This window comes from Jiella sonneratiae (assembly GCF_017353515.1).
GTDB classification, from domain to species: Bacteria; Pseudomonadota; Alphaproteobacteria; order Rhizobiales; family Rhizobiaceae; genus Jiella; species Jiella sonneratiae.
The window spans coordinates 38,452-54,727 of record NZ_JAFMPY010000032.1 but is presented as its reverse complement, the minus strand read 5'-3'; the positions used below and the strand labels follow the sequence as shown (position 1 = coordinate 54,727).

Annotated in this window: 18 protein-coding genes; 11 read left to right on the top strand and 7 right to left on the bottom strand. The window is 68.6% G+C overall.

Annotated features, from left to right (window positions below; translation table 11 throughout):
- Positions 1–251 precede the first annotated feature (251 nt).
- A complete protein-coding gene (gene phnK / locus J1C47_RS21135; protein WP_207352788.1) occupies positions 252–1,028 on the bottom strand; it encodes a phosphonate C-P lyase system protein PhnK in 777 nt (258 codons plus the stop codon).
- 62 nt (positions 1,029–1,090) lie between these two features.
- Between phnK and J1C47_RS21130 the strand changes: the two genes are divergently transcribed.
- Both J1C47_RS21130 and J1C47_RS21125 read left to right on the top strand, forming a co-directional pair.
- Positions 1,091–1,402: a BrnT family toxin gene (locus J1C47_RS21130; RefSeq protein WP_207352787.1), complete on the top strand. Its 312-nt coding sequence runs from the start codon at positions 1,091–1,093 to the stop codon at positions 1,400–1,402.
- Between the two features lie 46 nt (positions 1,403–1,448).
- On the top strand, positions 1,449–1,682 hold the full coding sequence (locus J1C47_RS21125) for a BrnA antitoxin family protein (RefSeq protein WP_207352786.1): 234 nt from the start codon (positions 1,449–1,451) through the stop codon (positions 1,680–1,682).
- A 235-nt stretch (positions 1,683–1,917) separates the two neighbouring features.
- Here J1C47_RS21125 and J1C47_RS21120 read toward each other — a convergent pair whose 3' ends face one another.
- Genes J1C47_RS21120 through phnG form a run of 4 tightly spaced genes read right to left on the bottom strand, consistent with a single transcriptional unit; the run spans position 1,918 to position 5,006 of the window.
- Positions 1,918–2,802: an alpha-D-ribose 1-methylphosphonate 5-phosphate C-P-lyase PhnJ gene (locus J1C47_RS21120; RefSeq protein ID WP_207352785.1), complete on the bottom strand. Its 885-nt coding sequence runs from the start codon at positions 2,800–2,802 to the stop codon at positions 1,918–1,920.
- Positions 2,799–3,917 carry a carbon-phosphorus lyase complex subunit gene (locus J1C47_RS21115; protein ID WP_207352784.1) on the bottom strand — a complete coding sequence of 373 codons (1,119 nt, stop codon included), beginning with the start codon at positions 3,915–3,917 and terminating at the stop codon, positions 2,799–2,801. The genes J1C47_RS21120 and J1C47_RS21115 overlap by 4 nt, the downstream gene beginning before the upstream one ends.
- 1 nt (position 3,918) lies before the next feature.
- Positions 3,919–4,527, bottom strand: coding sequence for a phosphonate C-P lyase system protein PhnH (gene phnH, locus J1C47_RS21110; RefSeq protein WP_207352783.1), 609 nt, complete (start codon positions 4,525–4,527; stop codon positions 3,919–3,921).
- Positions 4,527–5,006, bottom strand: a complete 480-nt coding sequence (gene phnG / locus J1C47_RS21105; RefSeq protein WP_207352782.1) for a phosphonate C-P lyase system protein PhnG — start codon at positions 5,004–5,006, stop codon at positions 4,527–4,529. The genes phnH and phnG overlap by 1 nt, the downstream gene beginning before the upstream one ends.
- Positions 5,007–5,198: 192 nt before the next feature.
- Here phnG and phnF point away from each other — a divergent pair, with 192 nt between their 5' ends.
- Positions 5,199–5,936, top strand: coding sequence for a phosphonate metabolism transcriptional regulator PhnF (phnF, locus tag J1C47_RS21100; RefSeq protein ID WP_207352781.1), 738 nt, complete (start codon positions 5,199–5,201; stop codon positions 5,934–5,936).
- A 59-nt stretch (positions 5,937–5,995) separates the two neighbouring features.
- Here phnF and J1C47_RS21095 read toward each other — a convergent pair whose 3' ends face one another.
- Positions 5,996–6,907 (bottom strand): CehA/McbA family metallohydrolase, encoded by a 912-nt coding sequence (locus J1C47_RS21095; protein ID WP_207352780.1) that lies wholly within the window; start codon positions 6,905–6,907, stop codon positions 5,996–5,998.
- Positions 6,908–7,080: 173 nt separating this feature from the next.
- On the opposite strand from J1C47_RS21095, the gene J1C47_RS21090 reads away from it, so the two are divergent.
- The 6 genes from J1C47_RS21090 (at position 7,081) to J1C47_RS21065 (ending at position 13,410) form a co-directional block, all read left to right on the top strand.
- Positions 7,081–8,229: an extracellular solute-binding protein gene (locus J1C47_RS21090; protein WP_245396720.1), complete on the top strand. Its 1,149-nt coding sequence runs from the start codon at positions 7,081–7,083 to the stop codon at positions 8,227–8,229.
- 149 nt (positions 8,230–8,378) lie between these two features.
- Positions 8,379–9,311: a 1-acyl-sn-glycerol-3-phosphate acyltransferase gene (locus J1C47_RS21085; protein ID WP_207352779.1), complete on the top strand. Its 933-nt coding sequence runs from the start codon at positions 8,379–8,381 to the stop codon at positions 9,309–9,311.
- 112 nt (positions 9,312–9,423) lie between these two features.
- Positions 9,424–10,524: an ABC transporter ATP-binding protein gene (locus J1C47_RS21080; protein WP_207352778.1), complete on the top strand. Its 1,101-nt coding sequence runs from the start codon at positions 9,424–9,426 to the stop codon at positions 10,522–10,524.
- A 3-nt stretch (positions 10,525–10,527) separates the two neighbouring features.
- Positions 10,528–11,784: an ABC transporter permease gene (locus J1C47_RS21075; protein ID WP_207352777.1), complete on the top strand. Its 1,257-nt coding sequence runs from the start codon at positions 10,528–10,530 to the stop codon at positions 11,782–11,784.
- Positions 11,781–12,656 carry an ABC transporter permease gene (locus tag J1C47_RS21070; RefSeq protein ID WP_207352776.1) on the top strand — a complete coding sequence of 292 codons (876 nt, stop codon included), beginning with the start codon at positions 11,781–11,783 and terminating at the stop codon, positions 12,654–12,656. The genes J1C47_RS21075 and J1C47_RS21070 overlap by 4 nt, the downstream gene beginning before the upstream one ends.
- A 52-nt stretch (positions 12,657–12,708) precedes the next feature.
- Entirely contained in the window at positions 12,709–13,410 is a 702-nt protein-coding gene (locus J1C47_RS21065) for a hypothetical protein (RefSeq protein ID WP_207352775.1), read from the top strand.
- Here J1C47_RS21065 and J1C47_RS21060 read toward each other — a convergent pair.
- Positions 13,385–14,011, bottom strand: a complete 627-nt coding sequence (locus J1C47_RS21060) for a tetratricopeptide repeat protein (protein ID WP_207352774.1) — start codon at positions 14,009–14,011, stop codon at positions 13,385–13,387. The two genes, J1C47_RS21065 and J1C47_RS21060, sit on opposite strands and share 26 nt — an antisense overlap.
- Positions 14,012–14,229: 218 nt before the next feature.
- Between J1C47_RS21060 and ccoG the strand changes: the two genes are divergently transcribed.
- Positions 14,230–15,795 (top strand): cytochrome c oxidase accessory protein CcoG, encoded by a 1,566-nt coding sequence (gene ccoG, locus J1C47_RS21055; protein WP_207352773.1) that lies wholly within the window; start codon positions 14,230–14,232, stop codon positions 15,793–15,795.
- Positions 15,792–16,274, top strand: a complete 483-nt coding sequence (locus tag J1C47_RS21050) for a FixH family protein (RefSeq protein WP_207352772.1) — start codon at positions 15,792–15,794, stop codon at positions 16,272–16,274. Before ccoG ends, J1C47_RS21050 begins: the two co-directional genes overlap by 4 nt.
- Positions 16,275–16,276 lie beyond the last annotated feature (2 nt).

The window sequence follows — 16,276 nt, the reverse complement described above, 5'->3', positions numbered from 1 at the left end:
ACCCAGCGTTCCGAAAAGGCCAGGATCTCCGCCACCTCTGCCCGCGATCGACCCTTCGCCAGAAGCAGGATCGTCTGGAAATGGTTGCGCTCGACGACGTCGGCGGCGTCGCGAAATCGCCGTTCAAGCTCATCGATCGTCAGCGGCTCGGGACTGAACGCCATCAAAGGCCTCCTTCAAATCGCTCCCATCAAGCCTATGAAATTCGCGCCCAAGCGGGAATCCTCTGAATCAATCCCCCGAATTCGGTATCAGACCTCCAGGATCGAGGCGACGAGAAGCTGGGTGTAGGCGTCCTGCGGATCGTCGAGCACCCGGTCGGTGAGCCCGTGCTCGACGACCCGGCCCCGCCGCATCACCATCATGCGGTGGGAGAGCAGCCGAGCGACGGCGAGATCGTGGGTGACGACGACGGCCGAGAGCCCCATCTCGGCGACGAGCGAGCGCAACAGATCGAGGAGCCGCGCCTGGACCGAGACGTCGAGGCCGCCGGTCGGCTCGTCCATGAAGACGAGGCGCGGGCCGGTGACGAGATTGCGGGCGATCTGCAGGCGCTGGCGCATGCCGCCCGAAAAGGCCGTCGGCCGGTCGTCGATCCGCGCGCCGGGGATCTCGACGCGCGACAGCCAGTCCTCGGCGCTGGCACGGATGCGGCCGTAGTGGCGCTCGCCGACGGCCATCATCCGCTCGCCGATATTGGCGCCGGCCGAGACCCGCATCCTGAGGCCGTCGGCCGGGTTCTGGTGGACGAAGCCCCAGTCGGTGCGCATCAGGAAGCGCCGCTCGGCCTCGGTCAACGCCGCAAGGTCGCGGGTCTCGCCGTCCCGCATCCGGTAGGAGACCGTGCCGGCGGTCGGCTGCATGCGGCAGGAGATGCAGTTCAGAAGCGTCGTCTTGCCGGAGCCGGATTCGCCGACGACGGCGAGGATTTCTCCCGGATAGAGGTCGAAGGAGACATCCTCGCAGCCGACATGGCGGCCGTAGCGGCGGGTGATGGAGCGGACGGAGAGGAGTGGGAGGTCGGTCATGGCAGCAATGTTCCTCGCTCGATCGATTGCCGCCCGAATGCAACCTGCGCTAATGCTCCCTGATGAATGGCGACGTCCAGTTTGAATGGGATCAGGCAAAATCCGACGCCAACGTCGCTCTGGGGCGGCCGGCCTTCGATGATGTCCGTCAATTCGACTTCGCCACGGCGGCAATCTTCCGCGACGAGCGGCGCAACTACGGCGAAGTGCGCAAGATCGCCATTGGCATGATTGGCGCGCGCCACCATGTGGTCGTCTATACGGAACGCGGTGATCGGGTTCGCATCATTTCGTTTCGGAAGGCCAATGACAGAGAGGTTGGCATCTATGATCGTTACGCGAACGGTTTCCGTGAAGACGCGAGCCAGCGCTGAGGATTGGGCGGAGGTACGTCGGAAGACTAAAGAGGCTTTGGCGGAAATGACGCCAGAAGAGGACGCGGCAATTACTGCCGATGCATTGCTGGATCCGGACAATCCGCCCATCGACGAGGGAGCTCGCCTCGTGCCACTCGACCGGCCTTTCGATTTCATTCCGGAAAACCAGACGACCGTCCTGATCGACCGTGACGTCGTCGACAGGTTTCGCCGGGCGAGCTCCGACTGGCAGGAGCGCATCAATACCATTCTGCGCGAAGCGGCTCCTGCGGAGTAAGCGGTTGGCCGGCTCGAGTCATCGAGCCGTCGCACCCCCCTCTGTCCTGCCGGACATCTCCCCCGCAAGGGAGGAGATCGGCGGCGGCTTTCGCCTCGCCCTTTTTTGAGACGATCATGCTTGCCGATACAGGTGTCTGCGGAGTCGACGCCGGCGAAGCCTCGATCTCCCCCCTTGCGGGGGAGATGCCGGCAGGCAGAGGGGGGGATGGCCGCCGCCACGCTTTCGAAAGCGCTCATGGCCGCGCCTCTGCCGGGACGGGCGCCCCGTCCGCCCCGAAATGCCCCGCCGCGCGCCGCTCCTCGCAATAGTCCGTATCGGAACAGGCGTGGAGCCGGCCGCCGCGGTCGTCGGTGACGATTTCATCCAGATAGACGCCCGTCGCGCCGCAGAGGCCGCAGGGCTGGGAGAAGCGCTGCACCGCGAAGGGATGGTCCTCGAAGTCGAGGCTCTCGACGCTGGTATAGGGCGGGATCGCATAGATGCGCTGCTCGCGGCCGGCGCCGAAGAGCTGGAGCGCCGGGCTGTCATCCATCTTCGGATTGTCGAATTTCGGGATCGGCGAAGGATCCATCACGTAGCGGCCTTCGACCTTCACCGGATAGGCGTAGGTCGTGGCGATGTGGCCGTGCTGGGCGATGTCCTCGTAGAGCTTCACATGCATCAGCCCGTATTCCTCGAGCGCATGCATGATCCGCGTCTCGGTCTCGCGCGGCTCGAGGAAGCGCAGCGGCTCGGGGATCGGCACCTGGTAGACCATGGTCTGGCCTTCGGAAAGCGGCGCCTCGGGGATCCGGTGCCGTGTCTGGACGATCGTCGCCTCGCCGGTCTTCGTCGTCACCGCGACATTGGCGACGCGGGCGAAGAAGGCCCGGATCGACACGGCGTTGGTGGTGTCGTCGGAGCCTTGGTCGATGACCTTCAGGACGTCGTCCGGCCCGATGATCGCGGCGGTCACCTGCACCCCGCCGGTGCCCCAGCCGTAGGGCATCGGCATCTCGCGTGAGGCAAACGGCACCTGGTAGCCGGGAATCGCGACGGCCTTCAGGATCGCCCGGCGGATCATCCGTTTGGTCTGCTCGTCGAGATAAGCGAAATTGTAGGCAGTGGTGGAGGTCATTGCACCACCTCCACGTCGCCCTTGGATCCGGACACTGTTTCGTCCGTCGCTCCGGCCGCCTTCCGCATCTTGCGGAGCAGCTCCAGTTCGGCCTGGAAGTCGACGTAATGCGGCAGTTTCAGATGCTCGACGAAGCCGGTCGCCTGGACGTTGTCGCAATGGGCGAGGACGAATTCCTCGTCCTGCGCCGGGGCCCTGCGCTCCTCGTCGAACGCGTCGGCGCGCAGCGCCCGGTCGACGAGGCTCATCGCCATCGCCTTTCGTTCGAGCTGTCCGAAGACGAGACCGTATCCGCGGGAAAATTTCGGTGCGACGGCCTTCGAGCCGGTGAACTGCGAGACCATCTGGCATTCGGTGACGCGGACCCGGCCGATGACGACCGGAAAGCCGAATTCCGGCAGGTCCACCTCGACCTCCACCTCGCCGATGCGGATCTCGCCGACGAAGGGATGGGTGCGGCCGAAGCCGCGCTGGGTCGAATAGCCGAGACCGAGGAGAAAGCCCTCGTCGCCTCTCGCGAGCGCCTGCAGCCTGAGGTCCCGGGATGCCGGAAAGGCGAGCGGCGTGCGGGTGAGGTCGGCGGGCTCGGCGCCCTTGCCCTCGCCGTCCGCCTCGATCAGCGCCTCGTCGCCGAGAATGTCGGTGACGCGCGGTGCATGGCCGGCATCCTCGGGCGGATCGCGCCGCGCCGGCGCGGCGACCGGCGCGTCTTCGGCCATCTCCGGTTCGATCAGCCGGTGGGTGTAGTCGAAGGTCGGCCCGAGCACCTGGCCGCCCGGAACGTCCTTGTAGGTCGCCGAGATCCGCCGCTCGATCACCATCGCAGCCGTGTCGATCGGCCGCGTCGCGGCGAAGCGGGGCAGCGTGGTGCGATAGGCGCGGATCAGGAAGATCGCCTCGATCAGGTCGCCGCGCGACTGGCGCACCGCCATCGCCGCCAGTTCCGGATCATAGAGCGAGCCCTCCGCCATCACCCGGTCGACGGCGAGAGCCAGCTGTCCGGCGATCTGCGACAGCGTCAGTGCGGGAACGGAGCGGTCGCCGCGCCGCCTGTCGGCGAGGAGGCGGTGGGCATTGGCGATGGCGGCCTCGCCGCCCTTCACCGCGACATACATCTCACGCCTCCTCGACGAGGGTTGAACGGGGCAGGGCGAGGACGCGGCTGCCGCAAGTGAGAAGCAGGTCGAGCCCGCAGGGCGCGAGCGCCCGGTTGGCGCGCCGCGCCGCGACGAAGCCCTCGCCGAGGCCGGCCGGCCGGATCTCGGCGCTGCCCCTGACGCCCGGGCCCGAGAGGCGGAGCGGCGGCCCCGCATTGAAGGACGGCACTTCGACAATGAGCGTCGCGGAGCGATCGGGATAGGCGAGCGTGCCGAGCGGGAAGCGTCCGAGCGCCGACCTGTCGAAACGCCCGGCGACGGCGATCTCGGCGCCGGCCGCCTCGGTCAGGCGCGCGCCGGTCTGGAAGCCGAGCCAGGCCTCGAGCGCGGCGTCGGCGGCTTCGACGAAGAGGCCGGTCTCCGCATCGGCGAGGGCCAGGAGGATCGCGCCCTGGGCAGGCGAGAGCGGCGCCGGCGGAGCCGCCCGCGAGCCGCAATCGGCGACGGTGCCGGGGCGCGAGATCGCCTGCAGCACAGCGGCAAACACTGCCTGCGCGTCGAACACCGGATTGGCGAAGCCGCCCTCGACCGCGCGGCTGGAAAGATCGATCGGTCGGTTCGCCGGCATCAGTCCTCCCCGCGCATCATCGTGAAGAAGTCGACCTTCGTCGCCTCGGTCTCGGCCCGGCGGTCGCGGTCGGCGGAGGCGATCGCCGCCTCGACGGCCGCAACGACCTCGCGCTCGACGGCGCCCCTCGCCGCCTCGACCTGCCACAGCGCGTCGAAGGCCGCGGCGAGCCGTGCCCGCTCGCCGTCGCGGCCGAGCACCATCGCATGGCCGACCGTCTCTCCGTCGAGCCGGACGCTCGCCCGCGTCACGCTGGCCTCGCCGAGATTGAACGGCGCGCCGCCGCCTCCGGCACGGCCGCGCACCATGACGAGGCCGGTTTCGGGACCGCGGATGACGGCGACGGTTCGGCCGGCCCCGAGCCGATCCCAGGCCTCCGACAGGAAGCCGGCACCGGCCTGCGCGAAGGCGGAAACGGTCCGCCGCCGCGCTCCGCCCCGCTTTTCCGCCTCCGCCCGTCGTCCGGGATCGTCCGTCATGCCGGTTCCGCTTTCGTCATTTGTCTATTTGTATAGACAACTCGATATATCCCGTTTAGCATGATTTCGATGACGGTGAAATGACGAAGACGCGATGCGGCGCGTCGACTGCGCGTGCGGGGCCCCCCGCCAAGGGGCGGGTCGACGCCGGGCGGTTCGGGCGGTTCGGGTTTTCGAGGAAGGGGCAGGCACGTGGCGGACATCGACGGTGCTGGGATCGCGCGCTGGCGGCAGATCGCCGACAGCCTGCGCCACGACATCGCGGAGGCTCGCCTTTCCGGCACTCTGCCCAGCGAGACGAAGCTCGCGGCGCGCTTTGCCGCCAACCGCCACACGGTGCGCCGGGCGATCGCCGTCCTTGCCGGCGAAGGCCTTTTGACCGCGGCGCGCGGCAAGGGCACCTTCGTCACGCCGCCGCCGGGCCGGATGGTCTATCCCGTCGGTTCGAAGAGCCGATTTTCCGAAAATGTCGGCGCCGGTTCGCGCGAGGCCGGCGGCACGATGATCGGCGCGGCGCGCGAGCCGGCCACCGCGCAACTCGCGACGCTTCTCGGCTGTCCGGTCGCGACACCGCTGACGCGGCTCGAACTCGTCCGGGTCGCAGACGGCGCGCCGGTGATCGTCTCGACGCTGTGGTTCGAGGAGACGACGGTGCCGGGGATCGTCGCCGCCTATGCCGAAACCGGGTCGATCACCAAGGCGCTGGCGAGCCTCGGCCACTCGGACTACCGCAGGCTCTGGACGAAAGTCGCGGCCGTCGCCGCCGATGCCGGCGATGCCGAATGCCTGCACTGTCCGCCGGGAGCGCCGCTGATCGAGACGAAGAGCCTCACCGCGAGCGTCGCCGGCGCGCCGCTCCAATATGCCCGCTCGCGCTTTCTCGGCAGCCGCTTCGAACTCTCCTTCGACCATGCGTCGGAGGTCGGCTGAAAACTGCCGGCGGCGGCCGGCCTCCCACCTGCGAGCCGTCGGCCGGAAAGCACGTCACGTCAGCCGGGAAAGATCGGGTTCGACCAGGCGAGCCGTCCGTCCCGGTCGCTGACGACGAGGCGGCACCAGTCGCCGAGGAAGCGTTCGAGCGAAAGTTCCGCGGCCGTCATGGCGCCGTCTGCCGAAAAGGCGGTCTCGGCCCGGCTGCCCCGCCCGACGAGCGAGATCATCCGCGCCGGCGAGGTTTTGACGGACAGCCTGTCGCCCGCCGTCTCGACCGCCTCGATCGTCGGACCTTGGCTCGAATAGTAGCGCCCGGCCTGCATCGCCGAAACCAGCGCCTGCGGCTCGTTCGCCGCCGCCTTCACCATCATCCAGCCGCCGCCGGAATCCGGGATCTTCAGATGCGCGTCGTCGGTCGCATAGCCGGTGAGGTGGCGATGGCCTTCGTTGAGCAGCTGGTCGAGCAGCGCCGTGCCGTCGGCGCGGCCGGTCTCGAGCGCGCAGCCGGTGTTCCAGATCTCCACGGCATGTCCGATTCCGGCGAGGGCCCGGCCGTCCTCGATGGTCAGCGACGACCATTGCGGATGGGCGATCCCGACGAAGGCGCCGGCCTGCCTGGCGCGGCGGGCGAGCGCCTCCATCCGCTCGTCGGGGGAGGGCGGGTCGAAGTCCGCCGGCAGGCCGCAGGCGAGCACGTGCCAGATCTCGCCCTGGCTGTTTTTCGGCGCGTGAATTTCCGCCCCGAGGATCGTCGTGAAGCCGCCGCCGTGAAGGCCGTTCGTGTCGGTGATCGGAAAGCCGTACTCCCCGAGGAAATGGTCGGAGAGGCACAGGAAGTCGTAGCCCATGGCGCGATAGTGCTCGCAGACCTCCTCGGGCGAATACGCCCCGTCCGAGCGGGTCGAATGGGTATGGATGTTGCCGCGGAAGTATTGCCCTTCGGTGGAAAAGACCTCGCGCCCGTCCATGGCGTCGCCCCCTGTTGATTCCCGCTCGCGATCCTTCGGCTTGAACAATGACGGCGCTGTGACAGAGTGGTTTCCGTCGTCACCTTTCTGTCATCCTCGCGATAACGAAACGTCATCCGAGGCGTCTAAAAGGCGCCGGCAGATCCGACCTCTTACCGGATGGGATTTCCCGAATGACCCTCATCAATTCGATCACGCGCCGCTCGATGCTGAAGGCCGGCGCGGCTTCCGCCACGCTCCTCGCGGCACCGGCGGTGCTGACCCGGCCGGGCTTCGGCCAGAGCTCGGGGACGGTGAACGTCTTCACCTGGGGCGACTACGTCCAGCCGAACATGATCCAGAAGTTCGAGAAGGACACGGGCATCAAGCTCAACCTCTCGACCTACGGTTCCAACGACGAGGCCACGCAGAAGCTGAAGGCTTCCGGCGGCAAGGGCTTCGACGTCATCTTCCCGTCGATCACCAACGTCGCGAACTACCAGGACGGCGACACCTTCCTGCTGCAGCCGATCGACGAAGGGAAGGTGAAGACCGGCAACGTCATCGCGTCGATGTATCGCGACTCGATCCAGCTCGGCGCCGTCCAGAACGGCAAGCGGGTGGCCGTGCCGTTCAACTGGGGCACCGAGGCGGTGACCTTCGACGCGGAAGTGTTCAAGGACGTCGGCGACGGCGACGTCTCCTACGGCATGCTGTGGGACCCGCGGGCCAAGAACAAGGCCGCCTTCCGCCAGAAGTCCGTGCTCATCGGCACCGGCCTCTATCTCGACGCCAAGGGCGAGATCAACTCGAACCGCATGCTCGACGTCTACAAGAGCGAAGCGGACATGCGCCGGATCTTCGACAAGGTGGCCGCCTATATCGTCGACCACAAGGAGAACTTCGGGGCGTTCTGGAACAACGCCACCGAGGCGCTCAACGCCTTCCAGCAGTCGGGCTGCGTCGCCGGCCAGACCTGGGACTCGACCGGCCTGCTGCTCAACCGCGACAAGCCGGCGCTGAAGTACCGCATGCCCCGGGAAGGCGGCATGACCTGGATGGACTCCATGGCGATCCCGTCCGGCGCGGAGAACCTCGAGCAGGCCTACGCCTTCCTGAACGCCATGCTCGATCCGGAAATGGCCGGCATCATGAGCGCCAACACCGGCTACAATTCCTGCGTCGACGGCGCCGCCCAGCACGCCGGCGAGACCTACGCCAAGCAGTTCCAGGAAGTCTACACCAAGGACAACCTCGCCAATCTCTGGTGGTGGCAGCCCGACACGCCGTTCTTCGCGGCGGGCCAGCAGGAATATGCCGAGAAGATCACCAACGCGTCGTAGCCGGAGCGGCGCCCGACCGCCGCGGCGAGCTATCGCGGCGGCGGCGGGCGGGCGTCGAGGGCTCCGCGCCGCCATTCATCCGGGGCCGCCACGACCGGCCTCTTCCTGCCGGGGCCGTCGCGACGGCCCCTTTTCGAAGGTGACGAGACGTGGACGACGGCAAGCAGAAGGAAGGCCGAAACGAGACGGCAGACGGGCCGCGGCGCGAGGTGCGCCTCTCCTATGCGGCGACCATCGATCACCGCCTGATGCGCGGGCTGTGCCTCGGGCTCGAGGCCCTGAGCGGCCGGCGCCGGCTCGAGAGCCTTTATCGCGACTATCTCCGGGATCCCGCCCGCGGCGACTTCTTCGCCGAGGCGATCGCCCGCATGAATGTCGGCCTTTCCGCGCGCGGCACGTCGCGAATCCCGCGGACGGGTCCGCTCGCCGTCGTCGCCAACCATCCTTTCGGGGCGATGGACGGCATCGCCCTCGGCTGCCTGCTCGGGCGGGTGCGCGGCGACGTCAGGATCATCGCCCATTCGGCGCTGGCACGGGTGCCGGAACTTGCCGAAAAGCTCTTCGCCATCGACTTTTCCGGGACGCGGGAGGCCGAGCGCGCCAATATCAGGGCGCGCGCCGGGGCGCTCGCCCATCTGAAGGGCGGTGGCTGCCTGATGGTGTTTCCGGCGGGCGGGGTGATGACGACGCCGCATCCCCTGTCGCGGCGCGCCGTCGAGCTCGACTGGGGGCCGCTCTCCGCGCGGCTGATCATGCGTTCGGGGGCGACGGTCCTGCCGATCCACGTGCCGGGCCAGAATTCGCGGCTCTTCCAGATCGCCAGCCACATGTCGCAGTCGCTGCGCTACGCGCTTCTGTTCCACGAGGCGGCGCGGACGATCGACGGTAAGATCGCGATGACGATCGGCAGGCCGATCGAGCCGCAGGCGATCGCGGGCTTTGCCGATGCGGTGGCCCTGACGCAGTGGCTGCGCCGGCAGGTGTTCGCGCTCGAAGGCGCCGGCGTCGCGGACGAGCCGGATCCGTTCGCCGGCATGTTCCAAGACGGACCGGCCGAGAGCGGGGCGATGCCGGCCGTCTGAGCGGGCCGAGCGAGCGGGCCCTCCGAGCGGGCCCTTTGAGCGGGATTGCAGCGCCCCGGCGTTGCGGCGACAATCGCTGCGGGCGATCGCAGCCGAAACGATGGGGTAGCGTATGAATGGCAAGAGCGTCGAACTCGTCGGGGTGACCATGGTCTTCGACGGCTTTACCGCCGTTTATCCGACCGATCTGTCCATCCCGGCCGGGGAGTTCCATTCGATCCTCGGGCCGTCCGGCTGCGGCAAGACCACGCTCTTGCGGATCCTCTCCGGTTTCCAGCGGCCGAGCGGCGGCCATGTCCTGATCGGCGGCGAGGCGGTCGACCACCTTCCCGCCAACCGCCGGCCGACGGCGATGATCTTCCAGAGCCTGGCGCTCTTCCCGCGCATGAGCGTGCGCGAAAACGTCGCCTTCGGCCTCGAGGCGCGCGGCGTCGCAAAACGCGAACGCCTGGCGAGGGCCGACGAGCTCCTCGCCCTCGTCGCGCTCGAGACCCACGCCGACAAGAAGCCCGATCAGCTCTCCGGCGGCCAGCGGCAGCGCGTCGCGGTCGCCCGTGCGCTTGCCGTCGAGCCGGCGGTGCTCTGCCTCGACGAGCCGCTCTCGGCCCTCGACCTGAAGCTGCGCCAGCACATGCGCTCGGAGCTTCGCGCGCTGCAGAAGCGCACCGGCGTCACCTTCATCTACATCACCCACGACCAGGGCGAGGCGCTGACCATGTCGGACCGCATCTCGGTGATGAATCGCGGCAGGATCGAGCAGGTCGGCACGCCGACCGACATCTACGACGCGCCGGCGACGGCCTTCGTCGCCGGCTTCGTCGGCGAGCAGAACGTCTTCACCGGCCGGGTGACCACGGTGGAGGACGGCTACGCCCGCATCGACGGACCGGGCGGCAGCTTCACCGGAAGGCGCACGCCGGAGATCGCGCCCGGCGACCAGGCGGTGCTGATGGTCCGGCCCGAACGGACCGGCCTCGTCGCCGCCGATGCGGCCGGCGTCAACCGGCTGAGCGCCCGCGTCGAGGGGCGGGAGCTTGAAGGGCCCTATCTCAACCTCGTCACCCGCGATGCCACCGGCCGGCGGATCGTCCTGCATCTTTCCAACGACGGACGGGCGCATCCGACGGAAGGCGCCGCGACCATCGGCTTCAGGCCGGAGGACGCCATCGTCATGCCGGCGGAGGCGCGGCCTGCCCCGGCCGCGGAGGCCTGACCGATGGGCTCGCTGCTGCGCACCTATGGCTGGCCGTTGACCAGCCTGATCGTCGTCCTCGTCGCGCTGTGGATCGGCGGGATGATCGCCGCACCGCTCCTCACCATGGGCGAGCGCTCGCTCGTCCATGTCGACCGCGGCAATGCGCTCGGCCTGACCAGGAACGACATCAACCGCCTGTCGCGCGACATCGCGACCGTCGACTACGACATCGACGCGCGGAAGAAGGAACTCGCCGACCTGACGAAACAGGGCGGCGCGGACGCCGCGGGCGGCTCGGGCGGCGGCGGCATGCTCGTGCCCGGATTGGGCGTTCCCTCGGTGCAGGATCGAGCGGAGGAGCCGTCGGCTTCGCCGGCCGCTCCGTCGGCGCCGCTGCTGCCGTCCTTCGGAAGCGCCGCGCCCGACGATAGGACGCCCGAGGCCCTTCGAAAGGAAATTTCCGACCTCGAAGCGAAGCGGAATTCCCACGAGACGCAGATGGACGCGCTCAGGCAAAAGCAGGCGCGCCTCGTCGAGGAACAGGCCGGCGCGCCGCATTATTCGCTCGGCAACTACTCGACCATCGAGCCGCTGCATCTGAAGATCTTCCTGAAGACGATCCTCTATGCCACGCTGGTGACGGCGATCGCCTTCCTCGTCTGCTATCCGGTCGCCTATTACGCGTCGAGCCTGAAGGGCGCGCTCGGCGCCGGGCTGATCCTTCTCCTCCTCGTCATCCCCTATTCGATCAACGAACTGCTGCGGGTCTATGCCTGGGTGATGATCCTCGCCCGGGAGGGCGTGCTCAATTCCGTGCTGGAGGGCCTCGGGCTGGTCGGCGGCGAGCCGCCGCAATGGGTCGCCTCGAACAACGCCGTCTTCCTGGTGATGGCCTATGCCTACATCCTCTTCATGATGTTCCCGCTGATGAACACGCTCGGCACCCTCGACCGCAGCCAAGTCGAGGCGGCGCGCGACCTCGGCGCCTCGGTCTGGCGGGTGCACTACCGGGTGGTCCTGCCGCACGCCAAGCCCGGGATCGCGATGGGTTCGATCGTCGTCTTCATGCTGTCCGCCGGCGTCATCACGGTGCCGGATCTCGTCGGTCGCGGCCTGCATCCGGACTGGTTCAGCCAGGTGATCTACCGGCGGTTCTTCGAGAGCGGCAACTGGAACCAGGGTTCGGCCTATTCGCTGATGCTGCTGTTCAGCTGCATCGTCTTCATCCTGATGGTGCTCGGCGTCTTCCGCGTCTCGATCCGGGAGATCGCCCGATGAGCACCACCATCGGCCGGCCGGCCGCCCTCGATGCCACCGCCGCCTCCGCCGCCGGCGGGCTGGGCTTCGGTCAAAGCTTCGGCGAGCTTCTGATCAAGGCCTATCTCGGCCTGTTCTTCTTCGTCCTGTTCGCCCCGATCGTCTTCATGGTCGCGGCGGCCTTCAACGCCTATCCCTCGCCGACGATCACCATCTGGCAGGGCTTCACGCTGAAATGGTTCGCGGCGATCGTCGACGACGCCCGGATCATGAACGGGCTGTTGAACTCGCTGATGATCGCCGCCGGCGTCATCGCCATCGCCATCCCGCTGGGGCTGTCCGGGGCATTGCTTCTGACCCGGCTCGAAAGCCGGGCGAACGGCATCCTCTACACGGTGCTCGTCGCGCCGATCATGATCCCCGGCATCGTCCTCGGCTGCACCACGATGATCTTCTGGCGCGACGCCTTCGGCGTCGATGCGGGGCTGTTCACGGCAATGATGGCGCAGACCGCCTTCATCGCCTCCTACTGCCTCCTGATGTTCATGGCGCGCCTGTCGCGCCAGGACCGCAGCCTGGAAGAGGCCGCCGCCGATCTCGGCGCGACGCCCTTCTTCACCTTCCGGCGGGTGACGCTGCCGTTCCTTTCGCCGACCATCGGCATGGCCTCGGTCATCGCCTTCCTGCAGTCGATCGAGAACTTCCCGACGACCTTCTTCGCGATCGGGCCGGACTACACGCTGGTGACCGAAATCGCGAGCCGCATGCGCTTCGGCCTGTCGCCGATGATCAATGCCATCGGCGTCATCTTCATCGCGGTGACGGTGGCCGCGTCGCTGGTCTGGGCGATCGGCCGCATGCGGGCCGAAAGGCGCGCGCAGGCCGGTTCGTGAGCGCCGATCCCTTCGCCTTGCCATGCCGGGCGGGGAGAGCGAGAGTTGCTCCATGAAGATCGAATTTCGCTGCCTGCCCGGCTGGAAGGGCCGGGTGCCCGAGCCCATGCCCGCCTCGGCGAACCTGCCCGCCTGGCTGCGGGCGATGCCGAGAGGCGCGGTCTCGGAGCTTCTCGGCAGCCAGATCCGCACCGTCAAGCAGTGCCCGCCCTTCGTCGATGCGATGGGGGCGGGGCTGCTGTTTCCGCTGATCGCCGACCTCAGGGTCGAAGGCGGCAGCTTCACGTGGGACAGCGGCCTGCCGGCCCATCCGCTGGCCCGTCTCACGCGCTCGCCGATCGGGGTGCACCTGCCGGAACAGCTGACCGGCTTTCCGGGCGCGGACCCGGAGCGCTTCGCCGTCAAGTTCACCAACCCCTGGACGATCGCGATGCCCGAAGGCTGGTCGATGCTGTTCTCGCACCCTCACAACCGGCTCGACCTGCCGTTCCGCACGCTGACCGGCCTCGTCGACGGTTTTTCCGGCGGCTTCGTCCATTTTCCCGCCCTGTGGGCCGATCCGGAATTCGAGGGCACGCTTCCGGCAGGAACCCCGGTCGCGCAGGCGATGCTCGTCCGGCGCGAGGCGATCGCCATCGCCTGCCGCGAGATGGACGAGGACGAACTCGCCGAAAGCCTTGCCCTCCAGGACGCGCTCGACGCAGATCCCGGGGTCTACCGCAAGCGCTTCAGGGCGAAGGCCGGGGCAGAGTGAGCGTCAGCCTGCCGCGCGGCCCCTTGCTGCGCAGCGACAGGACGAGCCCGGCGAGGCCGGCAGGCAGCCCCGCCCAGGCGGCTTCGGCCTCCTCGAACCGGCCGAGATCGCGCAGCGCCTCGCCGCGGCAGAGCAGGTGGGGATCGCCGGCGTCGCCTTCCCTCACCGTGTCGAGCAGCGCAAGCGCCGCGCTTGGCCGGTCGAGGAGCAGCGCCGCCCGCGCGGCGTTGAGCGCCGCGTCGGCATCGCCGGGATGGCGTTCGAGATAGGCCGCTCCCGCCTCCAGCGAGGCCGCCGGCTCGCCGGCCTCGAGCGCCGAGGCGGCGATCTCGAAGAGGATCTTGGCATTGGCCGGATCGAGCCCGCGGGCCCGCCGCGCCGCCGCGAGCGCCTCGACGGGCCTGCCGGACAGCCGCAGGGCGAGGGCGTGGTTGTAGTTCAGCGAGGCGTTTTCGGGTTCGGCGGCGACCAGCGTCGCGAGCGCGGCCGAGGCGCTCGCGAAATCGCCGCGGGCGGCGGCATCGAGAAACGCCGCGGAGGCTGCGGCGAGGCCGGGTGCGGCACCGGGTCGCGGCCGGGTGTTTCTGTCGCGCCTCTTCAAGCCTGCCCCTCCTCGCACCCGGCGTCCGGCCCCTCCGGCGCCCGGATCGGCGGGGATCTAAGCCTCTCGCCACCGCCTCCGCAACCCGGCGGAGGAACGCCGCGGCACGCCGGGCGCCGCTCCGGCTTGACCGAGATCAAGGACCGGCCGGCCTCGCCCCGCTAGGGCAACGGCCACGCTCCCGGCCCGGGACGTCGATGCGAAGCCGAGACCCGTTCATGCTGCAAGGCCCCGAGATCAGCCAGTTCGACGTCGCACCGGTGAATTCGCCGGAGGCCCAGCAGACGCGGCCGCTCTATGCCAAGCGCCAGAAGATCCATCCCAAGCGCGCCGAGGGCAGCTTCCGGCGCCTGAAGTGGATCATCATGGCGGTGACGCTCGGCATCTATTACGTGACCCCCTGGCTGCGCTGGGACCGCGGACCCTTCGCCCCGGACCAGGCGGTGCTCATCGATCTCGCCCACCGGCGCTTCTACTTCTTCTTCATCGAGATCTGGCCGCAGGAATTCATCTTCGTCGCCGGCCTCCTGGTCATGGCCGGCGTCGGCCTCTTCCTCGTCACCTCCGTGGTCGGCCGCGCCTGGTGCGGCTACACCTGCCCGCAGACCGTCTGGACCGACCTCTTCCTCGTCGTCGAGCGCTTCTTCGAGGGCGACCGGAACGCGCGCATCCGCCTCGACGCGGCGCCCTGGAGCTTCGACAAGCTGCGCAAGCGCGCGATGAAGCACGCGACCTGGCTCTTGATCTCGGTGGCGACCGGCGGCGCCTGGATCTTCTATTTCGCCGACGCACCGAACCTCCTGCAGGACTTCGTCGAGGGCGACGCGCCCTTCGTCGCCTATTCGACGGTGGCGATCCTGACGGCGACCACCTACGTCCTCGGCGGCTTCATGCGCGAGCAGGTCTGCATCTACATGTGCCCCTGGCCGCGCATCCAGGCGGCGATGCTCGACGAGGATTCGCTCGTCGTCACCTACAACGACTGGCGCGGCGAGCCGCGCAGCCACGGCGCCCGCCGGGCGAAGACGGCGGGGCTTTCCGTCGGCGACTGCGTCGACTGCAACGCCTGCGTCGCCGTCTGCCCGGTCGGCATCGACATCCGCGACGGCCAGCAGCTCGCCTGCATCACCTGCGCACTGTGCATCGACGCCTGCAACGGGGTGATGGACAAGCTCGGCCGCGAGCGCGGCCTGATCTCCTATGCGACGCTGCGGGACTACGATTCCAACGTCGCGCTCGCGACCAGCCCCGTCACCCACGCCATCGAGCCGGAGCGCGTGCGCGACGTCGCCGGGCGCTTCGTCCCGGCGGTCCGCCATTTCGACTGGCACGTCTTCCTGCGGCTGCGCACGCTGATCTATGCCGGCCTCTGGGCGGCGATCGGCCTCGGCATGCTGTTCCTCCTGACCGCGCGCGAACGCCTCGAGCTGAACGTCCAGCGCGACCGCAACCCGGTCTACGTGCGGCTCAGCGACGGCTCGATCCGCAACGGCTTCACCGTCAAGCTGCTCAACATGATCCCCGAGCCGCGGGAATTTGTGCTGAGCCTCGAAGGCCTGCCGCAGGCGACGATGTTCTCCGACGAATTGAAGCAGCCCGAGGGCCGCAGCTTCGCCGTCACGGTCGATCCCGACCGGCTGCGGACGCTGAAGGTCTTCGTCGCCCAGCCGAAGGATGCGGTCGAACCCGGCAGCAGCGACTTCCGCTTCGTGCTGCGCGACATGAACAGTTCCGAAAGCGCCGTCTACGACGCCGCCTTCGAAGCGCCGGAGAAAGGTCGATGAGCGCAGAACCGAGAGCCCCCCGCGAATTCACCGGCCGGCACATGGCGCTCGTCATGGCCGGCTTCTTCGGCACGATCATCGCGGTCAACCTCACCATGGCCTATTTCGCCGAAAGCACCTGGAGCGGCCTCGTCGTTGCCAACAGCTACGTCGCCAGCCAGACCTTCGACGCCGATACCGAGGAGAGGGAGAGCGAGCTCGCCCGCGGCTGGACGGCGCACACCGACTATCGCGACGGCCGCTTCCGCCTGGTTCTCGAAGACGCTGCCGGGCGCCCGGTGCGGGGCGCGGCGGTGCGCGCGACGATCGGCCATCCGGTGAACGCCAATTTCGACCGGACGCTGACCCTCGCGCCGGCCGCGGGCGGCGCCTACGATGCGGAGACCATGCTGACGCGCGGCCGCTGGGAGGCGCGGCTCGAGGTCGACCGGGCCGGGCTCGCCACCTGGCACCGCGCCGTGCGCTTCTCGGTGCGCTGAGG